Below are 26,852 nucleotides of genomic sequence, written 5' to 3'. Positions count from 1 at the left end.
CCTCAAGCAGTTCCGTCGCGTCGCAACCCGCTACGACAAGCTCCTCGCCAACTTCCGCGGCTTCGTTCTGCTCGCCTCAATCGCCATCCTACTCCGCTGAAATCGTCACCACCGCCTAGGGCATTTCCCTTCCCATCGGAGTATGCTATATGCTTTTCTGCTACGAGCGTCCGCGTAGCTCAGCAGGATAGAGCACAGGATTCCTTGTAATTTTTAACTGGGCGTCGCGCTCGGAAACGGCGCGATGGATCCACTCAAAGTCGGGGAAAGCTCAGGCCATTGTGCCCTGCCAATCCCGAGCCAAGTCCAGGCCTAAGCCTGGGAAGGTGTAGAGACTGGACGGGTGGCACCTAACGGCTTCGGCCTAAGGTGAAGGGACAGTCCAGACCACAAACGCCCAGACAGGCGGCGGCGAAAGCCGAAGTGGTATGAATCCTGGGGTCGTGGGTTCGAATCCCGCCGCGGACACCATTTCCTTCTTGAGAACTCGCTCTCCGGCTGCGCCGAGGGCGCCTGGAACCGCAGATTCCGCCTGGGTTCGCGCGAGGACCTTGGGAGTGCCAGGGCGGGAGAGGAGCTGAATTCTCTCTCTGAACGGCGGAATCTCTCCGGACCTGGGGACTTGGCCGGTTTAGTCCCAAGGTCTCCAGGCATGGAAAATCAACAGCTTACGTTTGGCGCGTACTGCCCGATGTTTGCATCCCCTAAGGGGAGGCGAATCGGCACGGCCCGAACATCCTATCGACGACGGGCCGTCATGAGTTGCCTCCGAGGCGAGGACTCATCGTTTCGGCCCACTCCAGCGTGGTCCTCCGGAACTCCGCCTAAGCCTTTTGGCCGATGGCGAACGCGTCAGTTGCGCTAGCCAAGGCCCTTCTTGCCTAGCAATATCCTTGTCTTCTGATGGTCGGGGCGGTTCTTCCTGCGCTCCGACAGGAGACAGGGACTTCGATGGTAACCGGCGAACTTCGCAGCCAGATCGACCGCATCTGGGACAGCTTCTGGACGGGCGGCATCTCCAACCCGCTCGAGGTCATCGAGCAGATCACCTACCTGCTCTTCATCCGCCGGCTGGACGAACTGCACACGCTGGAGGAGCGCAAGGCCGCCCGGCTGCGCCGCCCCATGGCCCGCCGCCTCTTCCCCGAGGGCACCGACCCCAAGGGCCGGCCCTATGAGGATCTTCGCTGGTCCCGCTTCCGCCACTTCGCCGCGCCCGAGATGTTCGCCGTGGTGGGCGAGCATGTCTTCCCCTTCCTGCGCACGCTGGGGGGCGATGGCTCCACCTATTCCCACCACATGCGCGACGCCCGCTTCACCATCCCGACCCCGGCCCTGCTCTCCCGTGTGGTGGACATGCTGGAGGCGGTGCCGATGGAGGAGACGGACACCAAGGGCGACATCTACGAATACATGCTCGGCAAGATCGCGACCGCCGGGCAGAATGGGCAGTTCCGCACGCCGCGCCACATCATCCAGCTCATGGTGGAAATGACGGCGCCGGTGCCGCAGGACATCATCGTGGACCCGGCCAGCGGCACCTGCGGCTTCCTCGTCGCCGCGCAGGAGCATGTGCAGCGCCACCACGCCGAGGCCCTGCTGGAGGATGCGGCGCGCGAGCACTTCCACCACCACATGTTCCACGGCTTCGACTTCGACGCCACCATGCTGCGCATCGGCAGCATGAACATGCTGCTGCACGGGGTGGAGAACCCCGATGTGCGCTACCGCGACAGCCTGGCGCAGGACCATGCGGAGGATGCCGAGCGCTACACGCTGGTGTTGGCCAACCCGCCCTTCGCCGGCAGCCTGGATGCCGAGACGGTGGCCAAGGACCTGACCGCCATCGTCCGGACGCGCAAGACGGAGCTGCTCTTCCTCGCCCTCTTCCTGCGCCTGCTGAAGCCGGGCGGGCGCGCGGCGGTGATCGTGCCGGATGGCGTGCTCTTCGGCTCCTCCAAGGCGCACAAGGAACTGCGCCGCATGCTGGTGGAGGACCACAGGCTGGAGGGCGTGGTGAGCCTGCCCTCCGGCGTGTTCCGCCCCTATGCCGGCGTCTCCTGCGGCATCCTGTTCTTCACCCGCACGGACAGCGGCGGCACGGACCCGGTGTGGTTCTACGACATGCAGGCCGATGGCTGGAGCCTGGACGACAAGCGCACGCCCCTGTTGCCCGAGGCGAAGCTCGGCCCCGCCCCGGCGGAGGCCCTGGTGCCGGAGGAGCACACTAGGAACAACCTGCCCGATGCTCTTTCCCGCTGGCGCCAGCGCGCGAGGGAGGAGCGGAACCGCCCGCGCACGGCGCAAAGCTTCTGTGTGCCGCGCGAAGATATCGCCGCCGCGGGCTATGATCTTTCGCTCAACCGCTACAAAGAGGTGGTACGGGAAGAGGTGGCACACCGCAGCCCGCGCGAGATTCTGTCCGAGTTGCGCCGGCTGGAGGCGGAGATCAGCGAGGGGATGGCGCGGCTGGAGGGGATGCTGTCGTGATGCTGGATGGTGTTCAGCACAAAGGACGCTATCCTTTGGTGGACATTGGCTTGCACGTCCAGCCTGTCCGAACCGTCAACCCAGCCTCTGTGGCACCGGAAAACGAATTCACTTATGTGGACCTCAGCGCCGTTGATCAGGATAATAAAATTATCAACGGCGCACGCAAAATACCCGGGGCAGAGGCGCCAAGCCGTGCAAGGCAAGTGATTTGTAGCGGTGACGTTCTGGTTTCAACAGTCCGTCCTAATTTGAATGGCATCGCAATAGTCCCTTCGGATTTAGATGGAGCGATTGCTTCGACCGGATTTTGTGTTCTGCGGCCAAATCAAAATCATCTGAATCAAAATTACCTTTTTCACTGGGCTAGGTCGCCCACATTTATTGAGCATATGGTCCGCCACGCGACAGGCGCGAGCTACCCGGCTGTCACGGATCGAATTGTTCGGCAATCGCTGATCCCTCTTCCCCCTCTCCCCGAACAGCGCCGCATCGCCGCCATCCTCGATGAGGCCGACGCGCTGCGGGCGAAGCGGCGGGCGGTGCTGGCGCAACTCGACGAGATGGCGCGGGCGATTTTTGTGGAGATGTTCGGGGATCCGCAGGTAAACGAGAGGGAGTGGGGCACAGTTGCTCTTGATGATCTGCTCGAAGACATCGAGAGCGGTTGGAGCCCGACATGTTTAGACCGGCCAGCCGAAGGCGATGAGTGGGGTGTCCTAAAGCTTGGGGCAGTTACTCGGTGCATCTTCGACCCCACGCAAAACAAGGGACTTCCCTCTCAGTTGGCGCCACGGCCCGCTCTTGAGGTGAAACCTGGCGACCTTCTTTTCACCCGAAAAAATACGCACGATCTAGTAGCCGCTTGCGCCTATGTTCGCAGAACACCGCCACGTCTGATGTTGCCGGATCTCATCTTTCGTCTGAGGATTAAACCCACCGCTTCCGTGAAGGCAGCTTTCCTCCAAGGTCTATTGGTGTTTCCTGTGCAACGGGCGGCGGTCCAGAAACTAGCTGGTGGATCGGCTGGATCCATGCCGAACATATCTAAAGCCAAACTTCGACAGTTGAGGGTGATCCTACCACCTCTTCACCTCCAGCAAGAATTCTCGGCTGCTCTGGATGAACTTGACGATCTACAGCTATCCAGCTTGGTGGCTTTTGCTGAAACAGATCACCTCTTCTCCTCCCTCCAACACCGCGCCTTCCGCGGCGAGCTGTAAAAAGGCAGCCCCATGTCGCAATTCGGCTTTCTCCAACCTGAGTGGCCGGATCTCTACACCGCCGCCGCGCGCGCCGAGGCCGCGGCGCGCGGCGACCCGCGTGCCAGTGTCTTCTACGCCCGCCGCTTCCTGGAGCTGGCGCTGGCCTGGCTCTACCGCGCCGAGCAGCGCCTGGCCCCGCCGGTGCAGGACAATCTGGCCGCGCTGGTGCATGAACCCTCATTCCGCCGGCTGGCGGGGGAGGCGGTGTATCGCAAGGCGGTGCTGGTGAAGGATGCCGGCAACCGCGCCGTGCACAGCAACAAGCCGGTGGCCGAGGCGGAATCCCGCGCCCTCCTGGCCGAGCTCTTCCAGATCGGCTTCTGGCTCGCCCGCCACTACGCGCGCACCGCCCCGCCGCCCGATAGCCTCGCCTTCGACCCGCAGAAGATCCCGCCGCCCGCCATCGCCATCGCGCGCCAGAGCCTGGAGCAGCTCCGCAAGCTGAACGAGGACCTGCGCCGCCGCGACGAGGAACTGGAACAGGAACGCGCCGCCCGCGCCTCGCTGGATGCCGAGCTGGCCGCGCTGCGCGCCGAGGTAGCCAGGGCCGCCGCCGCCAACGCCGCCCGCCCCGACACGCACGACTACGCCGAGGCGCAGACCCGCGACCTCTACATCGACAGCTTGCTGCGCGAGGCCGGCTGGGACCCGAACGCCCCCGGCGTGGCGGAGGTGCCCGTCACCGGCATGCCCAACGCCACCGGAACCGGCTTCGCCGACTACGTGCTCTGGGGCGCCGATGGCAAGCCGCTGGCGGTGGTGGAGGCCAAGGCCACCCGCCACAGCCCGGCCAAGGGCCAGCACCAGGCCAAGCTCTACGCCGATTGCCTGGAGCAGATGCACGGCCAGCGGCCGGTCATCTTCACCACCAACGGCTATGAGCATTGGATCTGGGACGACACCGCCTATCCCCCGCGCGAGGTGCAGGGCTTCTACCGGCGGGAGGAGCTGGAGCTGCTGGTCCAGCGCCGCACCACCCGCCGCCCGCTGGGCGAGACCGAGATCCGCGCCAGCATCGCCGAGCGCCCCTACCAGACCCGCGCCATCCGCCGCATCGGCGAGACCTTCGAGCAGGAGAGCCGCCGCAAGGCCCTGGTGGTCATGGCCACCGGCGCCGGCAAGACGCGCACCGTGATCGCGCTGTGCGACCTGCTGATGCGCGCCAACTGGGCCAAGCGCATTCTCTTCCTGGCCGACCGCACCGCGCTGGTGAAGCAGGCGGTGAACGCCTTCAAGACGCACCTGCCGGAGGTTGCGCCCGTCAACCTGCTCACCGACCGCGGCGCGCAGGGGCGGGTCTATGTCTCGACCTACCCCACCATGATGACGCTGATCGATGAGGTGGGCCCGAATGGCCGCCGCTTCGGGCCCGGGCATTTCGACCTGATCATCGTGGACGAGGCGCACCGTTCCATCTACCGCCGCTACCGCGCCATCTTCCGCTGGTTCGACAGCCTGCTGGTCGGCCTCACCGCAACCCCGAAGGACGAGATCGACAAGAACACCTATTCGCTCTTCGACCTCGACACCGGCATCCCGACCGATGCCTATCCGCTGGAAGACGCGGTAAAGGACGGCTACCTGGTGCCGATGCGGGCTGTCTCCGTGCCGCTGAAGTTCCAGCGTCAGGGCATCCTCTACGACCAGCTCTCCGACGAGGAGAAGGAGCGCTGGGACGAGATGGAATGGGAGGAGGAAGACGGACCACCCGACCGCGTGGAGGCCGAGGCGGTCAACCAGTGGCTGTTCAACCAGGACACTGTGGACAAGGTGCTGCAGCACCTGATGACCCACGGCCAAAAGGTCGAGGGCGGCGACCGCATCGGCAAGACCATCATCTTCGCCAAGAATCACAAGCACGCCGAGTTCATCCAGCAGCGCTTCGATGCCAACTACCCGCAGCTCAAGGGCAGCTTCGCGCGTGTCATCGACTTCCAGGTGGACTACGCCCAGGCGCTGATCGACGACTTCTCCAACCCTGCCAAGGCGCCGCACATCGCCATCAGCGTGGACATGCTGGACACCGGCATCGACGTGCCGCAGGTGGTGAATCTGGTGTTCTTCAAGCTGGTGCGCTCAAAGACGAAGTTCTGGCAGATGATCGGCCGCGGCACGCGGCTCTGCCCGGATCTGTTTGGGCCCGGTCAGCACAAAGAATTCTTCTATGTCTTCGATTTCTGCCAGAATCTGGAGTTCTTCAGCCAGGATGCGCCGCGCGTCGAAGGTAGCACGGCGGAAAGCCTCTCCGCGCGGCTGTTCCGCGCCCGGCTGGAGGCGATCGGCAGCCTGGATGCGCGCCGCAAGACCGGCCATGCGCAGGAAGCCGAGACGACGCTGCGCGCGGAGCTCGCCGCCCATCTCCGCACCGAGGTGGCGGCGATGACCCTGGACAACTTCCTGGTCCGCCCGCACCGGCGGCTGGTGGAGCGCTTCGCCAAGGCCGAGGCCTGGGAGGTGTTGGACAACCCGGCGCGTGAGGCGCTCTCCGCGGAACTGGCTGGCCTCCCTGCGGCCATTGAGCCGGAGAGGATCGAGGCCAAGCAATTCGACCTGCTGCTGCTGAACCTGCAGCTCTGCGTGCTGGGTGCCCGCGCGGGCTATGACGGCTTTCGTGACAAGCTGACCGGCATTGCCGCCGCCTTGGCAGAGAGCAAGGCGATCCCCGCCATCGCCGCCGAGCTTCCGCTGATCCTGGACATTCAGAGTGAGGCGTGGTGGCAGGATGTCAGCCTGGCGGAGTTGGAGGCGGTGCGCCGACGTCTGCGCGGCCTTGTGCACCTGATCGAGCGCACCAAGCGCCCCATCCTCTACACCAACTTCACCGACGAGATCGGCCCGGCCGAGGAAGTCGTCTTCGAGAAGTTCGTCTCCGCCGATGCCTTTGCCCGCTTTCGTGCGAAGGCGCGCGCGTTCCTCCAAGCGCATGAAGACCATGTCGCCGTGCACCGCCTGCGCGGCAACCTGCCGTTGACGCCCACCGACCTCGCGGAGCTGGAGCGGATGCTGGTCGAGAGCGGCACGGGCACGCCGGAGGAAATCGACAAGGCCAAGGCGGAGAGCGAGGGGCTGGGGTTATTTGTGCGCAGCCTGGTCGGACTGGATCGGGCCGCGGCGCAGCAGGCGGTGGCCGCTTTCATCGAGGGGCGGACCCTCTCGGCCAACCAGCTCGAGTTCATTCAGATTATCATTGAGAACCTGACGCGAACTGGCGTGGTCGATCCAGGCCGCCTGTACGAGGCGCCCTATACCCGCCTCAGTGCCAAGGGCGTCGAAGGGGTGTTCCGGGAAGCAGAGGTGGTCGCGTTGATCGACTTGCTGGACGAAGTGCGACGCCGCGCGGTTGCGTAAGCGGATGGCGGGCCGTCCTTACCATCGTGCATTCAGGCACAGCACTTCCCTGCACCCTCCATCCATCTGGAGCCTGTGATGCGTGCCTTTTGGCTAACTTATAAGCCCCTCGGATCTTCCTCCCCGAGGGGGTGGCCCGCCGAGAAAATGAGTGAGCTGGTTCGCCGCTTCGAGGCGGATCCGGCAGGCACGACGGCTCTATGGCGCCTCGCCTCGCACAAGGCGGCGCAGATTGGCGATCGTGTGTATCTGTTCAAACAAGGGACGGGGCCGAAGGGCATTTTTGGCGTTGGAGACATTGTCGGCCCACCGAGCATGCAGCCTGACCCCGATGATATCGAGGGCGGGCTGACGTATCGCGCCACCATACGCTTCACGCAGCTGGTAGACCCGCTGGATACCTTTCTGCTCGACTTTTCGACAATCCAAGACCTCGTGCCGACGACGCTCATCGCGATCCAATCGAGCGGAACCGCCGTTCCTTCGGGGAGCATATCCGAACTTGAGAGGCTTCTCGCGCCCGTCGGAAGCGCCGGGCATGCAGTCGATCAGGCCGCAGCGGATGACCCGGCCTTTGATCCTGACAGCCAAAATGATCTGCGGGACCGTGCAATCCGCTCGATCCGGGTCCGTCGGGGCCAACCGGCTTTTCGCAACGCGCTTTTAGAAGCCTATGGGGGCCGCTGCGCGATTACGGGCTGTGCCGTCGAAGATGTCCTCGAAGCAGCCCATATAACGCCTTATCTGGGTGCGCATACGAATTATGTGTGGAATGGCCTGCTTCTGCGGACCGATCTTCACACCCTATTTGACTGCGGCCTTCTTTCGATTGAGCCAAAGAGGCGAACGGTAGTTGTCGCCGATGCCTTGAGGGCTTCATCCTATGGCAAGCTTGCGGGCAAGCTCCTTCGCATTCCAAAGGATCCAGCCAAGGGTCCGAGCCGGCGGAGCTTGGAAGCCCGCTACCGCGATTTCGTAAGCCTTCAAACGGTTTCTCGTAAGAAGCCTATAGCTGTCTGAGGACACGGCGCCTTCTTCACGCCTGTGGCTGTGCAGGCGCAGCTCGTGATTGCCTCGCCCACTCCAGCGGGAAACATTCGAGTAGCTTTGGTAGGCTCACCTCCACGGGTTGCCGTCCATCCAGAACTGCCTCGACAATGTCCGGCGCCAGCAGCGTCAGCCGCAGCATTTTGCCGAGATAGGAGCGGTCGATCTTCTCCGCGGTGGCCAGCTCACTGAGGGAGCCGTAGCGACCATCTTCCAGCAGTCGCTTCCACCGGTGCGCCCGGGCCAGCGCCTTCACCAGAGCTGGGTCCGCCCGTGCGCGCATTGGCGCGGCACCCGGCGCGCTGCCGTCCGGCGTGACCACCCGTTTGCGTCCACCGCGGTGGCGGATGGTCAGCGGCACCCGGACGGTGATGCTGCCGGCCGCCGTCATGCCGCCCTCTGCGCCGCAGTGGGAACACCACCGAGATCTTGCACCAGACTGGCGAGTCCTGCCACCCGCAGCCGCACATCCGCGCCGGTTGGGCTGACCTCCACCCGCTCGACCAGCAGCCGGACGATGCGCGCCTGCTCGGCCGGGAACAGCTCGTCCCACAGCGGATCCAGCTGCTCCAGCGCCTCCCGCGTCTCGGCCTCGGTCAGGTCCGGCGCCTCCGCCCGCGCCGCTTGCCAGGTGCCGACCACCACCTCCGGCTGCCGCAACAGCGCCCGGACCTGGTCGAGCACCGCCGTCTCGATTTCGCCCGCGGGAAGGCGCCGGACCGGGCAGTCGTCGACGCCGCCCTTCAGCACCGCCTGGCTGACGTAGTAGCGATACAGCCGCCCCCGCCGCCGCGTGTGGGTGGGCGACAGGGCGCGCCCGTCTGGCCCGAAGATAAGCCCCTTGAGCAGGGCCGGGCTCTGCCGCCGGTTCTGGTTGGCGCGAGCCCTGGGGCTCTCCTGCAGGATGGCATGCACCCGGTCCCAGAGTTCCTGGGACACGATCGGTTCGTGCTCGCCCGGAAAGACCTGCCCCTTGTGCGTCACCTCGCCGAGGTAGGTGCGGTTGTTCAGCAGCCGGTAGACCGCGCCCTTGTCGAAGGGCCGGCCGGTCTTGGTCAGTAGGCCCTCCTGGCGCAGGGCAAGGGCCAGCCGCGTGGCCGAGCCAAGCTGCGCGAAGCCCGCGAAGACCCGCCGCACCCGTGCCGCCTCCTCTTCGTCCACCACCAGCCGGCGGTCCTGCACCGTGTAGCCGAGCGGCACCGGCCCGCCCATCCATAGGCCCCGCGCCCGCGAGGCGGCGAACTTGTCGCGCACCCGCTCGCCGATCACCTCGCGTTCGAACTGCGCGAAGCTGAGCAGGATGTTCAGCGTCAGCCGGCCCATGGAGGTGGTGGTGTTGAAGCTCTGCGTCACCGAGACGAAGGTGACGTCGTGCGCGTCGAACACCTCGACCAGCCGGGCAAAGTGCATTAGAGCGGTTTCCGATCAGTCTGCATCGTATCCTGCGGCGGCGAAGTAGTTGGTGCACTCGGCGGGCGTGAAGGTCTCGGTGATGCGGCCGAGGGTGCTCCAGAGGGCCTCAAGGGTGCGCTCGGCCGCTTTGCGGAGCATGGCTTTCAGCTTGGCGAAGGCGTTCTCGATCGGGTTGAAGTCGGGGCTGTAGGGCGGGAGATAGCGCAAGCTCGCCCCCGCGGCCTGGATGGCGGCCCTGACGCCCGCGCCCTTGTGGCTGCCCAGATTGTCCATGATGACGACGTCGCCGGGGCGCAGTTCCGGTACCAGCACCTGCTCGACATAGGTGAGGAAGAACTCGCCGTTGATCGGTCCGTCCAGAACCATCGGCGCGATCATGCCGGTGTTGCGCAGGCCAGCGACGAAGGTGGTGGTCTTCCAGTGCCCGTGCGGGATGGCGGCCCGCAACCGCTCCCCCCGGGGTGCCCGGCCGTGGGTCCGGGCCATGTTGGTCGTGGCCCAGGTTTCATCAATGAACACTAGGCGGTCAGGATCGAGGTCAGGTTGGTCTTCGAACCAGGCCCAGCGCCGCCTCAGGATGTCCGGGCGGTCCTGCTCCGCGGCGTGCGCCGACTTTTTTTACGTGTGATGCGGTGCCGGTCGAAGAAGCGCCACAACGAGGCGATGCCGACAGCCACACCCATCTCCGCCAACCCGGCCCGGATCTCCACCAGCGAGATGTCGGACTTCCGGTCCACCAGGCTCAGGATGAGGGCCGCATGGGCCTCAAGGCGCGCCGAGCGGCGGTCGCCGCCGAGAGGCCCCGGCGCGACCGAACCTGCCTGACGCGCCAACGCGCACCAGCGGACCGCACTCGCCGCGCTGACCCCGAAGCGGGCGGCTGCCGCCCGGCAGGATGATCCTGAGGCCACCGCTGCGACCACCCGCTCCCGCAGATCCACCGACAGTGCCTTCGACATGCCCATCGCCCCTTTGCCACAGGGCGAGTGAATCAGCTTCAGGCGGCCGTGAGGGTCACAAGCGATTCAGTCAGGCCGGAAACCGCTCTAGCGAGCGGCTGAGGCGGTCGATCTTGTAGACCACCACCACATCGACCTGCCCGGCCCGGATGTCCTGGAGGAGCCGTTGCAGGGCCGGGCGCTCCAGCGTGCCGCCGGAGACCCCGCCGTCGTCATAGTGGTCCGGCACCAAGACCCAGCCCTCGGCACGCTGGCTGGCGATGAAGGCCTCGCAGGCGTCGCGCTGGGCGTCCAGGCTGTTGAAGGCCTGCTCCAGCCCTTCCTCGGTGCTCTTGCGCGTGTAGATGGCGCAGCGGCGCTTCTTCACCGTGGCCGGCAGGGCGGTTTCAGCTGCGGCGGTTCCCTTGCGCCTCATGCCACCCCTCGTTGGTTCTTCAGGCCAAAGAAAGCCCAGCCGTTCCAGCGGGTGCCGGTGATGTGCCGGGCGATGGCGGAGAGGGAGCGGTAGGGCCGGCCCTCGTATTCGAAGCCATCCGGTAGCACGGTCACCGTGTGCTCGACGCCCTGGTAGCTGCGGACCAGCCGCGTGCCGGCAACCGGGCCATCCCCCGCCCGGATGCGGCGGAGCACCACGTTGCCGCCGTCGAGCTGCTCACCGAGCGCTTCGAGGCGCGCCACGGTCTCCGGCTTCAGCCCGCCATAGGCGAGCTCCTGGATGCGGTAGGCGAGGCGGCTCTCCAGGAACTTACGGTTGTAGGGCGGTGGCGCGGCGCCAAAGAGTTCGCGCCATTGCTGCTTCAGGTCCTGGATGTCGGCCCCCGGCAGCGCGGCCAAGCGGCCCAGGACGTCCGCCGGCGGGATGGCGGGGAGGGGTGGTGCTGGAGGCCTGCAGCAGGATTCTGGCGGCGGGATCTCTGGCCTGCGGGCGGTGGCGCGTCGGGTCATGCGGGGCTCCGAGTCGGTGGAGCCACAGGACCGCTCTGGTGGGCGCAGAAGTGTAGCGAAACCTCTCCCGAGCCCCGGGCTGTTGCGGCATCACGGGCCAGATCCTCGGCGGTGCGGCTGTGGAGCCGCAGGAGGCCAGTGGCGAGCAGGGTGCAGACTTCGCGGAGGTGGGGGGGAAGGTAGAGGTTGGCCGGGAAACCGGCAGCGGAATGGGCTCTCACACCCAGTCTCTACTCAGGTGGGCAGCGATTTGTTCCATCTTCGGCCCGCTCAGAGGGCCCTCGCGCTCACGAGAACGAAAAGTGAACAAATGCGCGTACAGAGGTACGCTGGTGGACCGAGGCTAGGCTTTGCCGAACGTCCGGATCCTCTGCATCGGACTGCCTTGGGTTTCCTGCGGAGAAAGCCGGAGTGCTCATGGCTGCTCAAACGCCGAAACAACAGCCCGTGCTCAAACTGCATCCTGATAGCGACATCGCGGCTTACCAGCTGATGGCCTTTCTGGCCGCTCCTCTCGATCAAAGGCGTCAGAAAGAGTTCTTGGCAGTCATGGCAGCAGACCTTCTGGAGACTGCCCCTGCCTATGTTGCCCGACGGCTCGAGCAAGTCGCGGCCGTCAGCTTGCTGCATGACGACCAACAGACCCTGCTGGGGCGGTATCATCGTAGAGTCGTCGGCACCCTGTTCCTCCCAGCGGGCGGCGTTAGCCGCCTTCGGGATGCGGACTCGCGGCAGTGCTGGGAGAGGGAACTGCTGCGCGCTCAGAGAGGCCCCGCCATGGCAGCAGGACGGCTTCTTCTCTTCATTGTTCAGCTTGCTCTCTTTCACCCAACCCTGACCGCCTCCACGAAACGAGCGTTGGCTATCCTGGAGGCATGGGGAAGGCGAACTGGTCCCATCCCCCTCCAGAGAGATCTACCACAGGTCTGGAGCCGATGCGGCGGTGTCGCTCCTGTGTTCGGCGCGGTGCTACTGGCTCAGGAGTATTGGGCGAGTGGCGGTTTGCGACCAGAACAAGCGATGGCGCAAAGCCGTCTGCTCCGCCAGCTTCTGCCTTGGATGGCTTGGTTGCGCGATTTCAGCCTGCAGCACAAAGCTCGCGGTGCTTCGGCGCCGCTGCTGCGTCGTGAGAAGGCCGTGGAGCTTCCAGCCGGCATTACAGCTCAACAGCCCCCACTCGGACCTTTGCCGCCAGATCTGCTGAAAGCTGCCACGGCCTACAAAGCGCCCATGTACGTCGAGTAGCCACAACCGGTCACAGCCAGCCGTAACTAGTTACGGCGCTTCACCACCACGGGGGGTGATCACCGATGGTCGCTGCGTTCACACAGAGGAACGCAGCGCCATGCAGCCGAACGACGAATCACAGGTCACCCCGCTCAGCCACCGAATCGATCGCGTGGTGGCGATCACCGGTGCCAGCCGCACGCGGATCTATGACGCGCTCCGCAGCGGTGAATTGGAGGCGGTCAAGTTCGGCCGCACCACCCTGGTGCTGGACAGCAGCCTCCGCCGCTGGCTCGAACGCCTGCCGCGCTACGCGGCCTAAAACGAAGCAACCCGCCGCGGTGAGAACCGGGCGGGCTGCGGGAACACTTTGGGCTATGTGAAACGCGGACGACCAACACCCGCTTCATAGCAGACCTCCCGTGCGCTTCGCCAGTCTTTCCGCGGTCCTTGCACACCAAAGGACCTCGTATGACCAACAAGAACGGCCCCCGACGTGGCCGGCCGACGAGCACCCCCAAGCGCTCGCCCTCGCTTCCCTCCATCAAGCTGCACCTGCTGCTCGACGCGCCCGATCCTGACGGGTTGCCGCGCGCCGCGCTGGAGATTCCGCCGAGCCCGGGGCGGAATCGCCGGCCCACCTTGCTGCTGTTCGCCAGTATCCCCGCCGCCCTGGCCGCCAAGCAGCGGATGGAGGCCGGGCAATGAGCGCCAGCCCCTCCACCCTCGATACTGCGACGCTGTATCGTGACGCCGACCGGATGGCGCGGCGCACGGTTCGTAGCGGCCGCCTGCCCACGGCAGATCGCGAGGATCTGCGGCAGGACCTGCTGCTCGATCTGCTGCGCCGACTGCGCCACTACGATCCGGCGCGCGGTAGCCTCGGGGCCTTTGCGCAGGTGTGTTTCCAGCATCGCGCGGCGCGCGCCGTATCGGCGCACCGGCGGGAGATCCGTGAGCGACACGGCTTCCGGCTGCACAGCAGCCACGCCGTCAATCGCCACGAACCGACCGTGGCGCTGGCTTTGCGCCTCGACCTCGGTCGTGCACTGGACCGGCTCAGCCCGGCCCAGGCCGCCGTTGTCACGAGCCTCGTGGACCGAGATATCCCCGCGGCGCCTCGAACCACAGGCCATCGCCATTTGCAGGCCGTGCGGGACCAACTCGCCGCGGCCGGCCTCGGGAGGACCGCCTGATGGACGGCAGCTGGAGCCTGGGAACCGAGATGACCGGTCTGCTGGACCGGCCCTTTGCCATCACCATCTTCGACAACTACGCCGCCAGCGCCAAGCGCGAGCAGCTCGTTTCGCTCCGCAGCCTCGCTCGGCAGATTGAGGCGGTGACAGCGCCCGAGAAAGGTCACTTGCCCTGGCTCAAGCTCGCCCGGTTTGGCGATCGGCGGTCCGAGAAGGGTAGCCTGCGCCACGACGGCAACATGCTGGTGATCACCGGGATCGAGGCCGATTACGATGGCGAGGCGATGCCGTTCGAGGAGGCGGTGGAGATCGCCACCAAGGCCGACCTGCTCTGCCTCCTCTACACCTCGCCGTCGCACACGGCCGCCAAGCCGCGCTGGCGGGTGCTCTGCCCCACCGCGGAGGATCTGCTGCCCGAGCGGCGCTCTACGCTCCTGGGCCGGCTGAACGGCCTCTTTCGCGGGATCTTCAGCACGGAGAGCTGGGCGCTGTCGCAGGCCTACTACTTCGGCGCGGTGGGCGGGAACCCGGCGCACCGGGTGGAACTCGTCGACGGCATGCCGATCGACCACCTGCACGAGCTCGACCCGATCTGGCAGGGCAAGCCCAACACCACCTCTGCGCGGAGCGCCGACGGCAAGCCGCGCCAGGGGCCGCTGGACGAGGCGGCGCTGCTGGAGGAAATCCGCTCCGGCCAGGCCTACCACGCCGCCTCCGTGCGCCTGCTCGGTCGGTGGGCGCGGGATGGCGTGCCCTACATGGAGGCCCGCCAGCGGCTGATCGAGGCAATGGAGGCGGTGTTTCCGCCGGACCGGGATGCCCGCTGGCGGACGCGGCGCGACGACCTCGATCGCTGCCTGGACGACATCTACGGCCTTGAGGCACGCGCCAAGGACGCCGGGCACCGCAGGGCGAGCGAAGCGCCCTCAGCGGGCCAAGGCCGCAGCCGGCGTGCGCCACCGCAGGAGGAGCCCGACGCCTGGCCGGAGCCGATCGACTTCCTCGCCGACAACACGCTGACCGGCGCTCCCAACCTGCGGCCGGAGCACATCCCTGAGGCCCTCTACCCCTTCGTCGAGGACACCGCGGCGCGCATGGGCGTCGATCCGGCCAGTGTTGCCCTGGCAGCCCTGGCAAGCTGCGCCGCAGTGGTGACGGATGACTGGCGGATCCAGCCTAAGCGCCATGACGACACCTGGACCGAGAGCCCGCGCCTCTGGTGTGCCATCGTCGGCGACCCCTCGATCCTGAAGTCGCCGGTGATCAGCGCCTGCACCCGTCCGATCGACCGGCTCGATGCTGCCAGTCGCGAGCGCTATGCCGAGGCGCTGCGGCTCCACAAGGCGGAGCTCAGGGCCTGGAAGGCGGAGAAGGCGCCGGATCGGGACGAGCCCAAGCCGCCGCGAATTGACCGCTTCCTGGTGGAGGGCGCCACCATCGAGGCGCTCTCCGAGGCGCTGCGCGACGATCCCGAGGCGCGGCAGCGCGCGCCGGCCGGCAAGGTGCTGGTCCGCCAGGACGAGATGAGCGAGTGGCTGGCGGGCTTCGACCGCTACCGCAGCGGCAGCAACGGCAGTGCCGATCGCGGGGCCTATCTGCGCCTCTACAACGGCGGGCGCTACACCATCGACCGCATTCAGCGCGGCAGCTTTGCCATCCCCAACTGGTCGGCCTGCTTCATCGGCGGCATCCAGCCCGGGCCGATCCAGAAGGTGGCGCAGCAGGCGGAGGATGACGGGCTGCTGCAGCGGTTCTGCTTTTGCGTGCCCGGCCACCAGGCCACCGGCCAGGACCGCGCGCCCAACCGCATGGCGCTGGAGCGCTACCAGGGGCTTATTGAGGCGCTGACCAGCCTGCGGCCCGCCAGCGGGATGTGCGGGGCACCAGCGCGACCTGTGGTGCTCGCCGCGGCGGCGCACCGGCACCGTGAGGGCAGCAACGAGCTCGCCCAGGCCCTGTCCGCCATGCCGGACACCTCGGCGCGGCTGCAGGCGGCCTACGGCAAGTGGCCCGGCCTCTGGGCACGCCTCGCGCTGACCTTCCACCTCATCGAGGCCGCCGACCGGCGTGCCCGTAGCGCAGGCCAGCTCGGCTTGGAGGTGCTCAGCGAAGCCACCGCGCGGCGGGCCTCGGCCTACTTGGAGCAGATCCTTTTGCCGCATCTGCTGCGAGCCGACGCAGTGATGTACGCCACCCGGCAGACCGGGCATGCGCGCTGGATCGCCGGGCATCTCCTGGCCCGGGGTGAGCCGCGCATCGCGGTCCGCGACATCGTCCAGGCCTATGGCGCGTTGCGCGCGCCGGAGCGGCGGCGCGAGTTGCTGGAGGTCATGGAGGGCTTGGTCGCCATGGGCTGGGTGCGGCCGGAGGCGCGGGCGGATCTGACGCGCCCGCCGAGCGCCTGGCTGGTCAATCCGCAGGTGCTGGAGCGCTTTGCGGCGCAGGGTGCGGCGGAGCGCAGCCGTCGCCAGCAGGCGCAGGCGGAGATGGGAACACTGATCCGCAAACGGCAGCAGGCGGCACGATGAGAATGTTGCAAATGTTGGTGGCGGCTTTTCACGGTTGCAGCAGTTTCGGTGCTTTTGGCGCGTCGCGAGGCGCGCGGAAAGCCGCAGAAAAGCTGGCGAGGCGCGCGGACCGCCGTTCGAACGCGGGAAATGTTGCAAATGTTGCCTCGCGCGCGTGGAGCATAAAGGCATTTTCTGGTGTCTTTCTTCTTCCTGTCTCTCCCTGTGCCCCGCGCGCGCGAGGCAACATTTGCAACATTGCAGCCCCCGCGCCTCGGCACATGGCTGTCCCGGGGCGGCGCTGCGCATGCAGGAGCGTCCAGCCAGCACGCCGCACCGCTTGCAGCAACACACCGGACCGACGCGTCGCGCGCACGCCTCCCGGGTGTTTTTCCGAGTGCGTGTGGTGGCATCCGCCTGCGTGCAAAGGCGTTCGTCTGGAACTCTTAACCAGCTGATTTATCGAGAGAAAATGGAAGATTTCTGTTGACCCTGCGTGGCTGATCAGCGAGACTCTCCCGGTGATCCGAGTGCTATCGCGTGACCCCCGGGGGCGGCTCAAAACCTGGCCGCGCTTCGCGCCCGACCGCGTCCCCCGCACAATTTTCACGGTTGCGCATTCGACCATTTTTCGGGGCAGGAGAGCTTGGGCATGCAGACCTGCGAGTGGCCGGCCGATCAGGTGCAACGCTGGCCGCTGGCGCGCCTGACACCCTACGCCCGCAACGCGCGCACCCACTCCGACGCGCAGGTCGCGCAGATCGCCGCCTCGATCCGCGAATGGGGCTGGACGGTGCCGGTGCTGGTCGACGAGGCCGGCACCATCATCGCGGGCCACGGCCGCGTGCTGGCGGCGCAGCGCTTGGCGCTGACCGAGGTGCCGGTCATGGTGGCGCGCGGCTGGTCCGAGGCCAAGCGGCGTGCGTACGTGTTGGCCGACAACAAGCTGGCGCTGAACGCGGGATGGGATGAGGCGATGCTGCGCGCCGAGTTGGCCGATCTCGCCGGGATGGGCGCCGATCTGTCGCTGACGGGCTTCAGTGCGGAGGAGGTGGCGGCGCTGACGGCGGAGGGCGCTGCTGGGCTGACCGATCCGGATGAGGTGCCCGAAGTTCCTGCCGCGCCGGCCAGTCGGCTGGGTGATGTCTGGCAGCTTGGCCGGCATCGTTTGGTTTGCGGCGACAGCACCAGCACGGATGACGTTGCGAAGGCGCTGAACGGCGTTGCGCCGCACCTGATGGTCACCGATCCGCCCTATGGCGTGGCCTATGACCCGAGCTGGCGGAACCAGGCGGGTCTCTCCGGCACCAGGCGCACGGGCAAGGTGCTGAACGACGACCGCGCCGACTGGCGCGCCGCCTGGGCACTGTTCCCTGGTGCGGTGGCCTATGTCTGGCACGGCGCACTGCATGCCACGACCGTCGCCGAGAGCCTCACGGCCGAGGGTTTCCAGATCCGCGCGCAAGTCATTTGGGCGAAGGATCGGTTGGTGATGAGCCGCGGCCACTATCATTGGCAGCATGAACCCTGCTGGTATGCGGTGCGGGAGGGAACGAAGGGTCACTGGTCCGGCGACCGCAAGCAGACAACCTTGTGGTCCATCCCATCGCGCGACCAGGATGCCACGACGGTGCACGGCACGCAGAAGCCGGTCGAATGCATGCGCCGGCCGATCGAGAACAACTCCTCGCCGGGCCAGGCGGTCTATGAGCCCTTCTCGGGTTCGGGCACGACGCTGATCGCCGCCGAGATGAGTGGCCGCGCCTGTCACGCGCTGGAGCTCGATCCCGCCTACGTCGACGTCGCCGTGCTGCGCTGGCAGGCCTTCAGCGGCCAGGTGGCAGTGCTGGAAGGCGATGGCCGGGGCTTTGCGGAGATTGCCTCCACACGTGGCCCTGAGGCGGTGGAGGCCGCCTGATGCCGCGCCCTGGCCCCAAGCCGATCCCGACCGCGCTGCACCAGCTGCGCGGCTCCTTCAACGCCACCCGCCATGGCCGCGACCGCACCGGTGAGCCCGAGGCCGATGGCGACCTCAGTGCTGCCGCGCCGGAGTGGATGAGCCCGGGGCAGCAGGAAAGCTGGGCCTACGCCATGGCGCATGCGCCGAAGGGCATCCTGAAGGCGATCGACCGCGGCGTATTGGCAATCTGGGTGGAGGCGGAGGACCGCCACCGCACGGCAGTGATCCAGCAGGCCAAGCTGGACGCCACCTCCTCGCTGCCGCTGATGACGCGCGGCAAGGACGGCCAGCCGATCGCCTCGCCGTATTTGCGCCTCATCCGGCACGCGGCGGAGACCATGCTGCGGGCGGCCAGTGAGCTCGGCTTCACCCCGGCCTCCCGCCCGCGGCTGGCACCGGGGCAAACCGAGGCGCCGACGGTCGAGAGCCCCTGGACCCGCCTCAAGGTCATCCACGGTGGCCCGGACGCCTCCTGAGCCCTGTCCCGGCGTCGCGGCGGCGGTCGCCTACGCGCTCGCGGTGGCTGGCGGCGAAGTCCCCGCCTGCCGCTACGTCCAGCAGGCGGCCGCGCGCTTCCTCTCGGACAAGGCCGCGGCGGAACGCGGGGAGGGACCCTGGGCGTTCCGCCCCGAGCTTGCCGAGGCGGCCATGTTGTTCGCGGCGCAGCTGCCGAACATTAAGGGCCCCGAGGCCGGGCGGCCGCTGCGCCTGATGCCCTGGCAGCGCTTTGTCTTTGCCAGCCTGTTCGGCTTCGTCGAACGCGGCACCACGACGCGCCGGTTCCGCCAGGCGGTGGTCTATGTCCCGCGTGGCAACGGCAAAACCACCTTTGCGGCGCCGATCGCGCTCTACCTGACCTTCATCGAGGGGGAGGGCGGCGCCGAGGGCTATGCCGCCGCCGTCACCCGCGACCAGGCCCGCATCCTGTTCGACGCCGCGCAGCAGATGGTCCGCCGCAGCCCAGAGTTCCGCACCGCCTTCGGGGTGGCCGAGCGGGCCAACGCCATCTACCAGGAGCACACCGCTAGCCGCTTCACGCCGGTCTCCTCCGACGCCAAGTCGCTCGACGGGCTGAACGTCACCGTGGCCGTCTGCGACGAGCTGGCCAGCCACCGCACCGCGCTGGTCTATGACGTGCTGCTCACCGCCATGGGCAAACGCCGCCACCCGCTGCTGCTGTCGATCAGCACTGCCACCGGCAACAACAGCGGCATCGGGAAACAGATGTGGGACTATGCGGTGCGGGTGCTGGACGGGCTGCAGCAGGACGACCGGCTGTTCGCGCTGATCTACACGATCGACGATGGGGACGATCCCTGGGACGAGGCCAGCTGGGTCAAGGCCAACCCCTCCTGGGGCCAGGCGGTGCAGCCGGAGGCGATCCGCGCCATCATGCGGCAGGCCCGCAACAACCCGGCCCAGGAGGCGGCGGCCAAGACCCGGCACCTGAACGTCTGGGTGGGCGCCGACGAGGCACTGTTCTCGACCCGCGCCTGGCGGGCCTGCGGCGATCCGGACCTCACCCTGGAGCGCCTGGAGGGGCGGGAGTGCCACGTGGCGGTGGATCTGGCCGCGACCACCGACCTGACCGCGCTGGCGCTGGTGTTTCCCGCCCGCGGCCTGGACGGCAAGCTGCACTACGACCTCCTCGCCCGCTGCTACCTGAACGAGGCGGCGGTGCTGGAGGCCAGGAACCCGTCCTACCCGGGCTGGGCGGCGGAGGGCTGGCTGACCGTCACCCCGGGCAACGAGACCGACATGCAGGCGGTCGAGGCGGATCTCCGCTCACTGGCCGCGCGGTTCCGGGTGCGGAGCCTGGCCTTCGATCCCTGGCAGGCGCGGCAGATGCGGCAGTCGCTCGCGGCCGACGGGTTGCCGGTGGTGGAGTTCCCCATGCGCACGGGCAACCTCTCGGAGCCGACCAAGGAGCTGGGGGCGGCGATGCTGGCCGGGCGGCTGCGGCACGACGGCAACCCGGTGCTGGAGTGGTGCGTCGGCAACGTGGTCGGCCATTACGACGCGCGGGGGAACGTCTACCCGCGCAAGGCCCGGCCGGAGCAGAAGATCGATGCGGCGATGGCGCTGATCATGGCGCTGGGGCGGGCGATGAGCGACGCCGGGAGCGCGGCGGAGCTCGAGGGGTTCCTGGGCGAGCCGCTGTTCCTGTAAGGCAAACCGCCGGCCGAACGCCGGGCGCGGCTCTCATGGTGCGGCACTGCGCATGCCCCCCCCTCCAGGTTGACGACTGCCATGGGGTAAGTCAGCGTGACCGGCGTCGCTTGGAGCCAGAGGAAGAGGCCGGCCCCAGGACAAGTCACTCCTCCGCCGAGGCGCGGGGCAGCAACAAGAACGCTGAGGAATACTCCATGACCGACCGGGCCATTGCGGCGATCACGCGGCGCACTGCTCTCACCTTGGCAGCGACTTTGGGCGGCATGACAGCCAGAGCCGAACTGGCTCGGGCCGCCGACTACCCGACAAAGCCTATTCGCATCGTGGTGCCCTATGCGCCAGGCGGTACCACGGACATCGCCACGCGGATGGTGGGGGAGCAGCTCTCCCAGAGGCTTGGCCAGGCCGTCGTGATTGAGAATAAGCCGGGCGCCAACAGCATCATCGGTGCTGGAAATGTCGCATCGAGCCCGCCGGATGGCTACTCGCTGGTCATGGTGATCGGGGCGCATGCGGCGAATGCGACGCTCTATGCAGGAAAGCTCCCGTTCGATCCCGTTGCTGACTTTGCTGCCGTCTCGCACGTGGTCTCGGCGCCTCTGATCCTGGCTGGGAGCACAAAGATCGCCGCCCGTACGCTCCCCGAGTTTTTGGCCGAAGCAAAGGCGCGGCCTGGTGACCTCAACTATGGCTCAAGCGGCATCGGCGCGGCCGCGCATCTTACCATGGAGGATCTCCAGGCGCGCACTGGAGCCCGGCTGACCCATGTTCCTTATCGCGGCACGCAGCCTGCTCTGCAGGACCTTCTGGCGGGCAACATCGCGGCGATGTTCGATACCTACTCCACGCTGAAGCCGCAGTTCGACGCAGGCACCATTCGCCCCCTGGCGATCGCCAGCGCGGCCCGCACCAAGTTTGCGCCCGACCTTCCCACTTTTACCGAAGGGGGCGTACCCGACTTTGTCTCAAGCACGTGGTGCATGCTTCTGGCGCCCGCTAAAATGCCGGCTCCCATCATTGACCGCATTGCTACAGAAGTCGGAGACATGGTGCGCCAGCCCGCGATCTCGGCACGACTGGAGGAACTGGGTTTCATCACTGTCGGCAGCACGCCTACGGAAGCAAGCGATTTCCTCAAGGCCGAGATCGACCGCTGGAGCCGTGTCATCCACGCTGCGAGCGTCCGCGTAGAATAAGACGATATTCCTGCAGGCGACCTCCTCCAGACGGGCGCCGCACCTCGGCCATGGCCAGCACCTCGATGCTCAACGAGCCCGGGTGGCGCAGCGCCAGGTCGGGGGCGGAAGAGATGGGGCAGACCGATGCCGCCAGGGCACTGATCATGGCGCTCGGCCGGGAGCTGAGCGCCGCAGAGGAGGCAGGAAATTCGACGACGTCTTGAGAAACCCGATCCTTCTGTAAGAGGAAGACGGCTCGCGGCCACGACGCCCTCCGCCTGCGCCAGAGCACGCTTGGCAGTGGCCCCGGAGATCCCTAGGTAATACCTTCCAGTTGCAGTGTATTACAGGAGGCAGCCATGGCCACCACCGTGACCAGCAAGGGTCAGGTCACCATCCCCAAGCCCGTGCGCGATCTCTTGGGCATCACCACCGGCAGCGCGGTCGAGTTTCGCCTGACGCCCGAGGGTCAGGTCCTGCTCACCCGGGCCGACGCTGCAGCGCGCCCGCGGAGCCGCTTTGCGCGGCTGCGCGGGGCCGCCGGCCCCGGCATGACCACGGACGAGATCATGGCGCTGACCCGCGGCGAGGGCTGAGCGGCCCTTGGCGACGCTGGTCGATACCAACATCCTGCTGGACCTCGCGACGGACGACCCGCGTTGGGCGGACTGGTCCCTGCGGCAACTCGAGGCGGCCGCGGCACAGGGACCGCTGCTGATCAATGACGTCATCTACGCTGAGCTGTCGGTCCGCTTTCCCGGGATCGAACAGGTGGACGCCTTTGTGGCGGAGGCTGGCCTCCAGCTGGAGCCGCTCACCCGCCCGGCCTTGTTCCTGGCCGGCAAGGTCTTCAAGGCCTACCGCTCCCGAGGGGGTTCCCGCACCGGGGTCCTGCCCGACTTCCTGATCGGGGCACAGGCCGCGGTGATGAGGCTGCCGCTGCTGACGCGGGATGCGGCGCGCTACCACAGCGACTTTCCAACGGTCGCGCTGATTGTGCCGGATCGGACGTAGCAGTCGCCGGCGGCTACCTCGCGGACGCGCGGCTCGGCCGAGATGGCCCGGTGAGCGGCACGTCCGAGCGGATGCTGCCGCCTGGCGAGGACTGTGCGCTGTCGCGGCTGCCGGCGTTGTGCGTGAACAGGCGCACACCCTGGCCCAGCCGACCCTTGTCGAGCGCGTCCAAGAGGTCTCGGTAGACGACGTGACTTGGGTAAAGCTCGGCGGGCAGCGTCGGAAACCAGCGGAGATCTCCGACCTCGGGGCGTTCGTCCGCCCCGATGACGCGCTTACTGGGGCTGCCGCGCAAGGTGGTCTGGTAGCACAGCCCGAGAGTGTGGCCGCGGTCGTCGAAGATCTCGATCAGCGCCACGGGGCGGTCAGCCACCTCGACCGCGCAGCCGAACTCGTCATGGGCGCAGGCCGCGACGCGCTGCGCGACCTCCTCCCGGTGACGGATGATGCTGCCTGGAACGTGCCAGCCGCTCCCGAACGCGTCGTCGCGCCAAGCCAGCAGAGTGCCCTTCGCCTCGTCTCGAACCAGCAGATCGACGTTCGGTGTCGGCGTCGTCTCCGTGATGAAGCGAAACAGCGGCGCGGGCAGATCACCGCTTTGGCCGCTCAGCTTCGCCAGGATCTTCTCCAACGCGTGCAACTCCTCTCCCGTAAGCACGCGGTCATCGGCTGGCATCCCGGTAGTCTCCCTGGTCAGCGAGTTCCATGGCACATCAACGCGGGTGGGGTGACCGGGTTCATCGGCCAGCCGCCGCCGCTTACTCGCTGGCTGTAGGCGGAAGCTCGACCTCGGCCTATGCTCGGACGCGCAGGAGGAGAGCCGGTGTTCGACAAGCTGATCCATTCGGATTGGAGCGTGAGCCCCGGTAAGCGCTGGGCCGCCACCGCAGAGCGCCAGGCCGGCCACTGGGTCGTCGAGCCGCCGGCCCTGGTCGGACCGGCTGCAGCCTTCCTCGACCGCGCCTTTGTCGCTGTAAGGAAGCAGCGCGTGCTGCTTGGCTTTGACTTTCTGATCGGCGTGCCGGTGGCCTATGGCACGCAGACGGGCATCCGCAGCTTCCGGGAGCTGCTGCCGCTGCTGGGGGAAGGGCGCTGGAGCCAGTTCTTCGCGGTGGCACGGCTTCCGGCGGAGATCGCAATCACCCGCCCCTTCTATCCGCTCTCCGCCACCAAGGGCGTCTCGCGCGCGGAACTGGTGGCCGGCCTGGGGGTGGGCAGCTTCGACGAGCTGCTGCGGGTCTGCGAGCGGCGGACCGCGCACCGGCAGGCGGCCTGCTCGCTGTTCTGGACCCTTGGCGGCAACCAGGTCGGTAAGGGCGCGCTTTCCGGCTGGCAGGCGGTGATCCGACCGGCCTTGCTTCGCGGCGCCGCCCTCTGGCCCTTCGACGGCAATCTGACGGACCTCTCCCGCACGTCCGGCGTGGTTCTCGCCGAGACCTATCCTGCCGAGGCCTACCGCATGGTAGGGGCGGGCTTTATGCCAGGGCAGAGCAAGCGGCGCCAAGCGGACCGGCAGGAGAAGGCGGCGGCCATTTGGGCCTGGGCGGAGCGCCATGGCGTGGTCTTCACAGCGCCCGCAGCGGACGCTCTGGCCTCGGGCTTTGGATCCTCGGCCAGGGGCGAGGATCAGTTCGACGCCCTGCTGGGACTGCTGAAAATGATCGAGGTCGCCGAGGGACGCCGAGCGGAGGCGACCGAGCGGCATGACGGCACCGCCGCTTGGGAAGGATGGATCCTGGGCCGGTAGCGTCAGGTTTGGCTCGCGACGGCTGATCTGGGAGAACGCAGGCGGTGCTTCAGCATCAAGGGGCGCTTGGCGGCCGTGTGTGACACTCAACACTGCCTCTGGTGCTCCCCGAGCTGACATTCACTGAGGCGCCTGGATCCGTCACGTGTGACGATCAGCGTCTGCGTTCTCCTGCGCTGCTCAAAGGTTCAAGTTTACCCCCGACGTGCCTCTCTCCTGCTGAATGGCCGATTCCTCACCCCAAGGCTTGGGTCCAGATCCAGCCGGAGACACCGTTCCGCAACGCGTCCGCATGACCTCGCCTCAACTGCGGACGTTCTGCGGACCCCGTGCCACCCAGGCGCTGCCGTTCTTGGCTCCGCTTGCAGCGCCGAAATTCGTATCAAATTACAATTCGGCCCCATACCATCCCACTCGCGCCGCGATTGGGGGGTAGCCGCAGACGATGGACTGGCCTTTTCGGAAGGAAGCCGTCAAAGGCGCATTGCGACTGAAGGCCTACTTGGACCGGCTTTCTTCAATCACTCGGTCCATCTTGAATTTGCCAGCCGTGCTTGATCTGGAATCGAAAACGACCTCAAAAACCCTCTTTCAGGATTGGCTCTACAGCGTAGCGATCATCATCCTCACGGACAAAACAAGCCAAGCCCTAAGATCAATTGACGTCTCTGATGCCGGCTCACCGACAAAGGTTCTGTTCCGTATTTGGATTTTTGTTGTCATTGTTTCAGCTATTTTCTATTATACTAACAAAATATTCCCAAATCGGCCGATCAATTTCAGGACGTGGTTCAACGCCTCCTTCGCAATAGCCTTGTCGGCCTTCATGGGTATGGTGGCGGTTGTATTGCTTCCGCTCCACATCATGATTTGGATAAATTACCTGCCGCAGCCATTTTCTCCGTTCTTTGAGAAGTATTACATGACCGCTGTAGTTTTGTTCGGGCTGGCTATTCCCGCTGTTGCGTTGCTGGCGAATGAGCAGCGGCTTCTGAAGCTGTCTCTACGCGAGTGGATCGTGAACAAACTGGTGATGGGATATGTGATGGTGGCAGCGCTCATGGGCATTTACTTTGCCTTCGAGGCTCTTACCCCGCAGGTCTCGGCTCGCCTGAATTCATGGGCCAAGACCTTGGATGACTTCCTCTTCTGAGCGCTACATTCGCCCGCATGATCGCTTCAGCTCCTTCCTCGACCGTCGGGACTCCCGGCGCGGGGGGTTGCCAGCGTCAGCCGGTTCTTGAGGTTCTAGGATTCAGGAATTCTGATGCGCAAAGGCGAGCATCCACCATGGCGCGTCTGCCCGCAGGATTTAGCCGAGCGCTGCTTCAATTCCAGCCTCGCACTGGATGTTGCCCTCCGACAGCCGGAATGGTGCGCCGCTTAGAGCGGTTTCCGATCAGTCTGCATCGTATCCTGCGGCGGCGAAGTAGTTGGTGCACTCGGCGGGCGTGAAGGTCTCGGTGATGCGGCCGAGGGTGCTCCAGAGGGCCTCAAGGGTGCGCTCGGCCGCTTTGCGGAGCATGGCTTTCAGCTTGGCGAAGGCGTTCTCGATCGGGTTGAAGTCGGGGCTGTAGGGCGGGAGATAGCGCAAGCTCGCCCCCGCGGCCTGGATGGCGGCCCTGACGCCCGCGCCCTTGTGGCTGCCCAGATTGTCCATGATGACGACGTCGCCGGGGCGCAGTTCCGGTACCAGCACCTGCTCGACATAGGTGAGGAAGAACTCGCCGTTGATCGGTCCGTCCAGAACCATCGGCGCGATCATGCCGGTGTTGCGCAGGCCAGCGACGAAGGTGGTGGTCTTCCAGTGCCCGTGCGGGATGGCGGCCCGCAACCGCTCCCCCCGGGGTGCCCGGCCGTGGGTCCGGGCCATGTTGGTCGTGGCCCAGGTTTCATCAATGAACACTAGGCGGTCAGGATCGAGGTCAGGTTGGTCTTCGAACCAGGCCCAGCGCCGCCTCAGGATGTCCGGGCGGTCCTGCTCCGCGGCGTGCGCCGACTTTTTTTACGTGTGATGCGGTGCCGGTCGAAGAAGCGCCACAACGAGGCGATGCCGACAGCCACACCCATCTCCGCCAACCCGGCCCGGATCTCCACCAGCGAGATGTCGGACTTCCGGTCCACCAGGCTCAGGATGAGGGCCGCATGGGCCTCAAGGCGCGCCGAGCGGCGGTCGCCGCCGAGAGGCCCCGGCGCGACCGAACCTGCCTGACGCGCCAACGCGCACCAGCGGACCGCACTCGCCGCGCTGACCCCGAAGCGGGCGGCTGCCGCCCGGCAGGATGATCCTGAGGCCACCGCTGCGACCACCCGCTCCCGCAGATCCACCGACAGTGCCTTCGACATGCCCATCGCCCCTTTGCCACAGGGCGAGTGAATCAGCT

Annotated in this window: 23 protein-coding genes and 2 pseudogenes; 18 read left to right on the top strand and 7 right to left on the bottom strand. The window is 66.6% G+C overall.

Annotated elements, in window-relative coordinates; all coding sequences use genetic code 11:
- The 5 genes and pseudogenes from QMO56_RS23515 to QMO56_RS23495 form a co-directional block, all read left to right on the top strand.
- Positions 1 to 100 (top strand): annotated as a pseudogene (locus tag QMO56_RS23515) (IS5/IS1182 family transposase); the annotation flags it as partial.
- Positions 101 to 951: 851 nt separating this feature from the next.
- Positions 952 to 2,490: a class I SAM-dependent DNA methyltransferase gene (locus QMO56_RS23510; protein ID WP_283529693.1), complete on the top strand. Its 1,539-nt coding sequence runs from the start codon at positions 952 to 954 to the stop codon at positions 2,488 to 2,490.
- A complete protein-coding gene (locus tag QMO56_RS23505) occupies positions 2,490 to 3,713 on the top strand; it encodes a restriction endonuclease subunit S (protein WP_283529692.1) in 1,224 nt (407 codons plus the stop codon). The genes QMO56_RS23510 and QMO56_RS23505 overlap by 1 nt, the downstream gene beginning before the upstream one ends.
- Positions 3,714 to 3,725: 12 nt before the next feature.
- Positions 3,726 to 7,103: a DEAD/DEAH box helicase family protein gene (locus tag QMO56_RS23500; RefSeq protein WP_283529690.1), complete on the top strand. Its 3,378-nt coding sequence runs from the start codon at positions 3,726 to 3,728 to the stop codon at positions 7,101 to 7,103.
- A gap of 147 nt (positions 7,104 to 7,250) precedes the next feature.
- On the top strand, positions 7,251 to 8,123 hold the full coding sequence (locus QMO56_RS23495) for an HNH endonuclease (RefSeq protein ID WP_283529689.1): 873 nt from the start codon (positions 7,251 to 7,253) through the stop codon (positions 8,121 to 8,123).
- Positions 8,124 to 8,139: 16 nt separating this feature from the next.
- Here QMO56_RS23495 and QMO56_RS23490 read toward each other — a convergent pair whose 3' ends face one another.
- From QMO56_RS23490 to QMO56_RS23470, 5 genes and pseudogenes are all read right to left on the bottom strand, one after another.
- On the bottom strand, positions 8,140 to 8,541 hold the full coding sequence (locus tag QMO56_RS23490; protein WP_283529688.1) for a hypothetical protein: 402 nt from the start codon (positions 8,539 to 8,541) through the stop codon (positions 8,140 to 8,142).
- Positions 8,538 to 9,560, bottom strand: a complete 1,023-nt coding sequence (locus QMO56_RS23485) for a recombinase family protein (protein ID WP_283529686.1) — start codon at positions 9,558 to 9,560, stop codon at positions 8,538 to 8,540. Before QMO56_RS23485 ends, QMO56_RS23490 begins: the two co-directional genes overlap by 4 nt.
- A gap of 15 nt (positions 9,561 to 9,575) precedes the next feature.
- Positions 9,576 to 10,522 (bottom strand): IS630 family transposase gene (locus tag QMO56_RS23480; RefSeq protein WP_283529668.1). Its coding sequence is split into 2 segments (ribosomal slippage): positions 9,576 to 10,183 and positions 10,183 to 10,522, totalling 948 coding nucleotides; the frame shifts between segments, so codons are not numbered across the junction.
- 79 nt (positions 10,523 to 10,601) lie between these two features.
- Positions 10,602 to 10,937 (bottom strand): annotated as a pseudogene (locus QMO56_RS23475) (recombinase family protein); the annotation flags it as partial.
- Positions 10,934 to 11,467 carry a DUF2924 domain-containing protein gene (locus tag QMO56_RS23470; protein ID WP_283529685.1) on the bottom strand — a complete coding sequence of 178 codons (534 nt, stop codon included), beginning with the start codon at positions 11,465 to 11,467 and terminating at the stop codon, positions 10,934 to 10,936. The gene QMO56_RS23470 and the pseudogene QMO56_RS23475, both read right to left, overlap by 4 nt.
- 417 nt (positions 11,468 to 11,884) lie before the next feature.
- Between QMO56_RS23470 and QMO56_RS23465 the strand changes: the two genes are divergently transcribed.
- From QMO56_RS23465 to QMO56_RS23415, 11 genes are all read left to right on the top strand, one after another.
- Complete coding sequence (locus QMO56_RS23465) at positions 11,885 to 12,712, top strand: hypothetical protein (protein ID WP_283529684.1); 828 nt, start codon at positions 11,885 to 11,887, stop codon at positions 12,710 to 12,712.
- Positions 12,713 to 12,812: 100 nt separating this feature from the next.
- Positions 12,813 to 13,016 carry a helix-turn-helix domain-containing protein gene (locus tag QMO56_RS23460; protein ID WP_283529683.1) on the top strand — a complete coding sequence of 68 codons (204 nt, stop codon included), beginning with the start codon at positions 12,813 to 12,815 and terminating at the stop codon, positions 13,014 to 13,016.
- Positions 13,017 to 13,165: 149 nt separating this feature from the next.
- Positions 13,166 to 13,402 carry a hypothetical protein gene (locus QMO56_RS23455; protein WP_283529682.1) on the top strand — a complete coding sequence of 79 codons (237 nt, stop codon included), beginning with the start codon at positions 13,166 to 13,168 and terminating at the stop codon, positions 13,400 to 13,402.
- Complete coding sequence (locus QMO56_RS23450) at positions 13,399 to 13,890, top strand: sigma factor (protein ID WP_283529681.1); 492 nt, start codon at positions 13,399 to 13,401, stop codon at positions 13,888 to 13,890. Before QMO56_RS23455 ends, QMO56_RS23450 begins: the two co-directional genes overlap by 4 nt.
- Positions 13,890 to 16,418, top strand: a complete 2,529-nt coding sequence (locus QMO56_RS23445; protein WP_283529680.1) for a DUF3987 domain-containing protein — start codon at positions 13,890 to 13,892, stop codon at positions 16,416 to 16,418. Before QMO56_RS23450 ends, QMO56_RS23445 begins: the two co-directional genes overlap by 1 nt.
- A 631-nt stretch (positions 16,419 to 17,049) precedes the next feature.
- Positions 17,050 to 18,315 carry a site-specific DNA-methyltransferase gene (locus QMO56_RS23440; protein WP_283529678.1) on the top strand — a complete coding sequence of 422 codons (1,266 nt, stop codon included), beginning with the start codon at positions 17,050 to 17,052 and terminating at the stop codon, positions 18,313 to 18,315.
- Positions 18,315 to 18,833, top strand: a complete 519-nt coding sequence (locus tag QMO56_RS23435) for a P27 family phage terminase small subunit (protein WP_283529677.1) — start codon at positions 18,315 to 18,317, stop codon at positions 18,831 to 18,833. Before QMO56_RS23440 ends, QMO56_RS23435 begins: the two co-directional genes overlap by 1 nt.
- Entirely contained in the window at positions 18,814 to 20,526 is a 1,713-nt protein-coding gene (locus QMO56_RS23430) for a terminase large subunit (RefSeq protein WP_283529676.1), read from the top strand. The genes QMO56_RS23435 and QMO56_RS23430 overlap by 20 nt, the downstream gene beginning before the upstream one ends.
- Before the next feature lie 197 nt (positions 20,527 to 20,723).
- A complete protein-coding gene (locus QMO56_RS23425; RefSeq protein ID WP_283529675.1) occupies positions 20,724 to 21,725 on the top strand; it encodes a tripartite tricarboxylate transporter substrate binding protein in 1,002 nt (333 codons plus the stop codon).
- A 341-nt stretch (positions 21,726 to 22,066) separates the two neighbouring features.
- Positions 22,067 to 22,303, top strand: a complete 237-nt coding sequence (locus QMO56_RS23420) for an AbrB/MazE/SpoVT family DNA-binding domain-containing protein (protein ID WP_283529674.1) — start codon at positions 22,067 to 22,069, stop codon at positions 22,301 to 22,303.
- Between the two features lie 7 nt (positions 22,304 to 22,310).
- Entirely contained in the window at positions 22,311 to 22,721 is a 411-nt protein-coding gene (locus QMO56_RS23415; RefSeq protein ID WP_283529673.1) for a type II toxin-antitoxin system VapC family toxin, read from the top strand.
- 13 nt (positions 22,722 to 22,734) lie between these two features.
- Here the strand turns inward: QMO56_RS23415 and QMO56_RS23410 are convergent, their stop codons facing one another.
- Positions 22,735 to 23,352 carry a hypothetical protein gene (locus tag QMO56_RS23410; RefSeq protein WP_283529671.1) on the bottom strand — a complete coding sequence of 206 codons (618 nt, stop codon included), beginning with the start codon at positions 23,350 to 23,352 and terminating at the stop codon, positions 22,735 to 22,737.
- A gap of 192 nt (positions 23,353 to 23,544) precedes the next feature.
- On the opposite strand from QMO56_RS23410, the gene QMO56_RS23405 reads away from it, so the two are divergent.
- A complete protein-coding gene (locus tag QMO56_RS23405) occupies positions 23,545 to 24,468 on the top strand; it encodes a hypothetical protein (protein WP_283529670.1) in 924 nt (307 codons plus the stop codon).
- Positions 24,469 to 24,913: 445 nt separating this feature from the next.
- Positions 24,914 to 25,621, top strand: coding sequence for a hypothetical protein (locus QMO56_RS23400; protein WP_283529669.1), 708 nt, complete (start codon positions 24,914 to 24,916; stop codon positions 25,619 to 25,621).
- Positions 25,622 to 25,867: 246 nt separating this feature from the next.
- On the opposite strand, the gene QMO56_RS23395 is transcribed toward QMO56_RS23400, so the two are convergent.
- A protein-coding gene (locus tag QMO56_RS23395) for an IS630 family transposase (RefSeq protein ID WP_283529668.1) occupies positions 25,868 to 26,814 on the bottom strand; the annotation gives its coding sequence in 2 pieces (ribosomal slippage) (positions 25,868 to 26,475 and positions 26,475 to 26,814; 948 coding nt in all).
- Positions 26,815 to 26,852 lie beyond the last annotated feature (38 nt).

The sequence above is a fragment of the Roseomonas sp. E05 genome (assembly GCF_030063475.1).
Lineage (GTDB): Bacteria > Pseudomonadota > Alphaproteobacteria > Acetobacterales > Acetobacteraceae > Pseudoroseomonas.
Note: the sequence above shows the minus strand (reverse complement) of the source record. Positions and strands in the feature narration are given on the sequence as shown.

What these genes read in the sequence shown, in the direction of transcription:
- QMO56_RS23435 (WP_283529677.1), top strand. Translation starts at nt 18,315, where the DNA reads ATGCCGCGCCCTGGCCCCAAGCCGATCCCGACCGCGCTGCACCAGCTG.
- QMO56_RS23420 (WP_283529674.1), top strand. Translation starts at nt 22,067, where the DNA reads ATGGCCACCACCGTGACCAGCAAGGGTCAGGTCACCATCCCCAAGCCC.
- QMO56_RS23490 (WP_283529688.1), bottom strand. Translation starts at nt 8,541, where the DNA reads ATGACGGCGGCCGGCAGCATCACCGTCCGGGTGCCGCTGACCATCCGC.
- QMO56_RS23510 (WP_283529693.1), top strand. Translation starts at nt 952, where the DNA reads ATGGTAACCGGCGAACTTCGCAGCCAGATCGACCGCATCTGGGACAGC.
- QMO56_RS23450 (WP_283529681.1), top strand. Translation starts at nt 13,399, where the DNA reads ATGAGCGCCAGCCCCTCCACCCTCGATACTGCGACGCTGTATCGTGAC.
- QMO56_RS23425 (WP_283529675.1), top strand. Translation starts at nt 20,724, where the DNA reads ATGACCGACCGGGCCATTGCGGCGATCACGCGGCGCACTGCTCTCACC.
- QMO56_RS23500 (WP_283529690.1), top strand. Translation starts at nt 3,726, where the DNA reads ATGTCGCAATTCGGCTTTCTCCAACCTGAGTGGCCGGATCTCTACACC.
- QMO56_RS23445 (WP_283529680.1), top strand. Translation starts at nt 13,890, where the DNA reads ATGGACGGCAGCTGGAGCCTGGGAACCGAGATGACCGGTCTGCTGGAC.
- QMO56_RS23460 (WP_283529683.1), top strand. Translation starts at nt 12,813, where the DNA reads ATGCAGCCGAACGACGAATCACAGGTCACCCCGCTCAGCCACCGAATC.
- QMO56_RS23495 (WP_283529689.1), top strand. Translation starts at nt 7,251, where the DNA reads ATGAGTGAGCTGGTTCGCCGCTTCGAGGCGGATCCGGCAGGCACGACG.
- QMO56_RS23470 (WP_283529685.1), bottom strand. Translation starts at nt 11,467, where the DNA reads ATGACCCGACGCGCCACCGCCCGCAGGCCAGAGATCCCGCCGCCAGAA.
- QMO56_RS23400 (WP_283529669.1), top strand. Translation starts at nt 24,914, where the DNA reads ATGGACTGGCCTTTTCGGAAGGAAGCCGTCAAAGGCGCATTGCGACTG.
- QMO56_RS23485 (WP_283529686.1), bottom strand. Translation starts at nt 9,560, where the DNA reads ATGCACTTTGCCCGGCTGGTCGAGGTGTTCGACGCGCACGACGTCACC.
- QMO56_RS23465 (WP_283529684.1), top strand. Translation starts at nt 11,885, where the DNA reads ATGGCTGCTCAAACGCCGAAACAACAGCCCGTGCTCAAACTGCATCCT.
- QMO56_RS23505 (WP_283529692.1), top strand. Translation starts at nt 2,490, where the DNA reads ATGCTGGATGGTGTTCAGCACAAAGGACGCTATCCTTTGGTGGACATT.
- QMO56_RS23440 (WP_283529678.1), top strand. Translation starts at nt 17,050, where the DNA reads ATGCAGACCTGCGAGTGGCCGGCCGATCAGGTGCAACGCTGGCCGCTG.
- QMO56_RS23455 (WP_283529682.1), top strand. Translation starts at nt 13,166, where the DNA reads ATGACCAACAAGAACGGCCCCCGACGTGGCCGGCCGACGAGCACCCCC.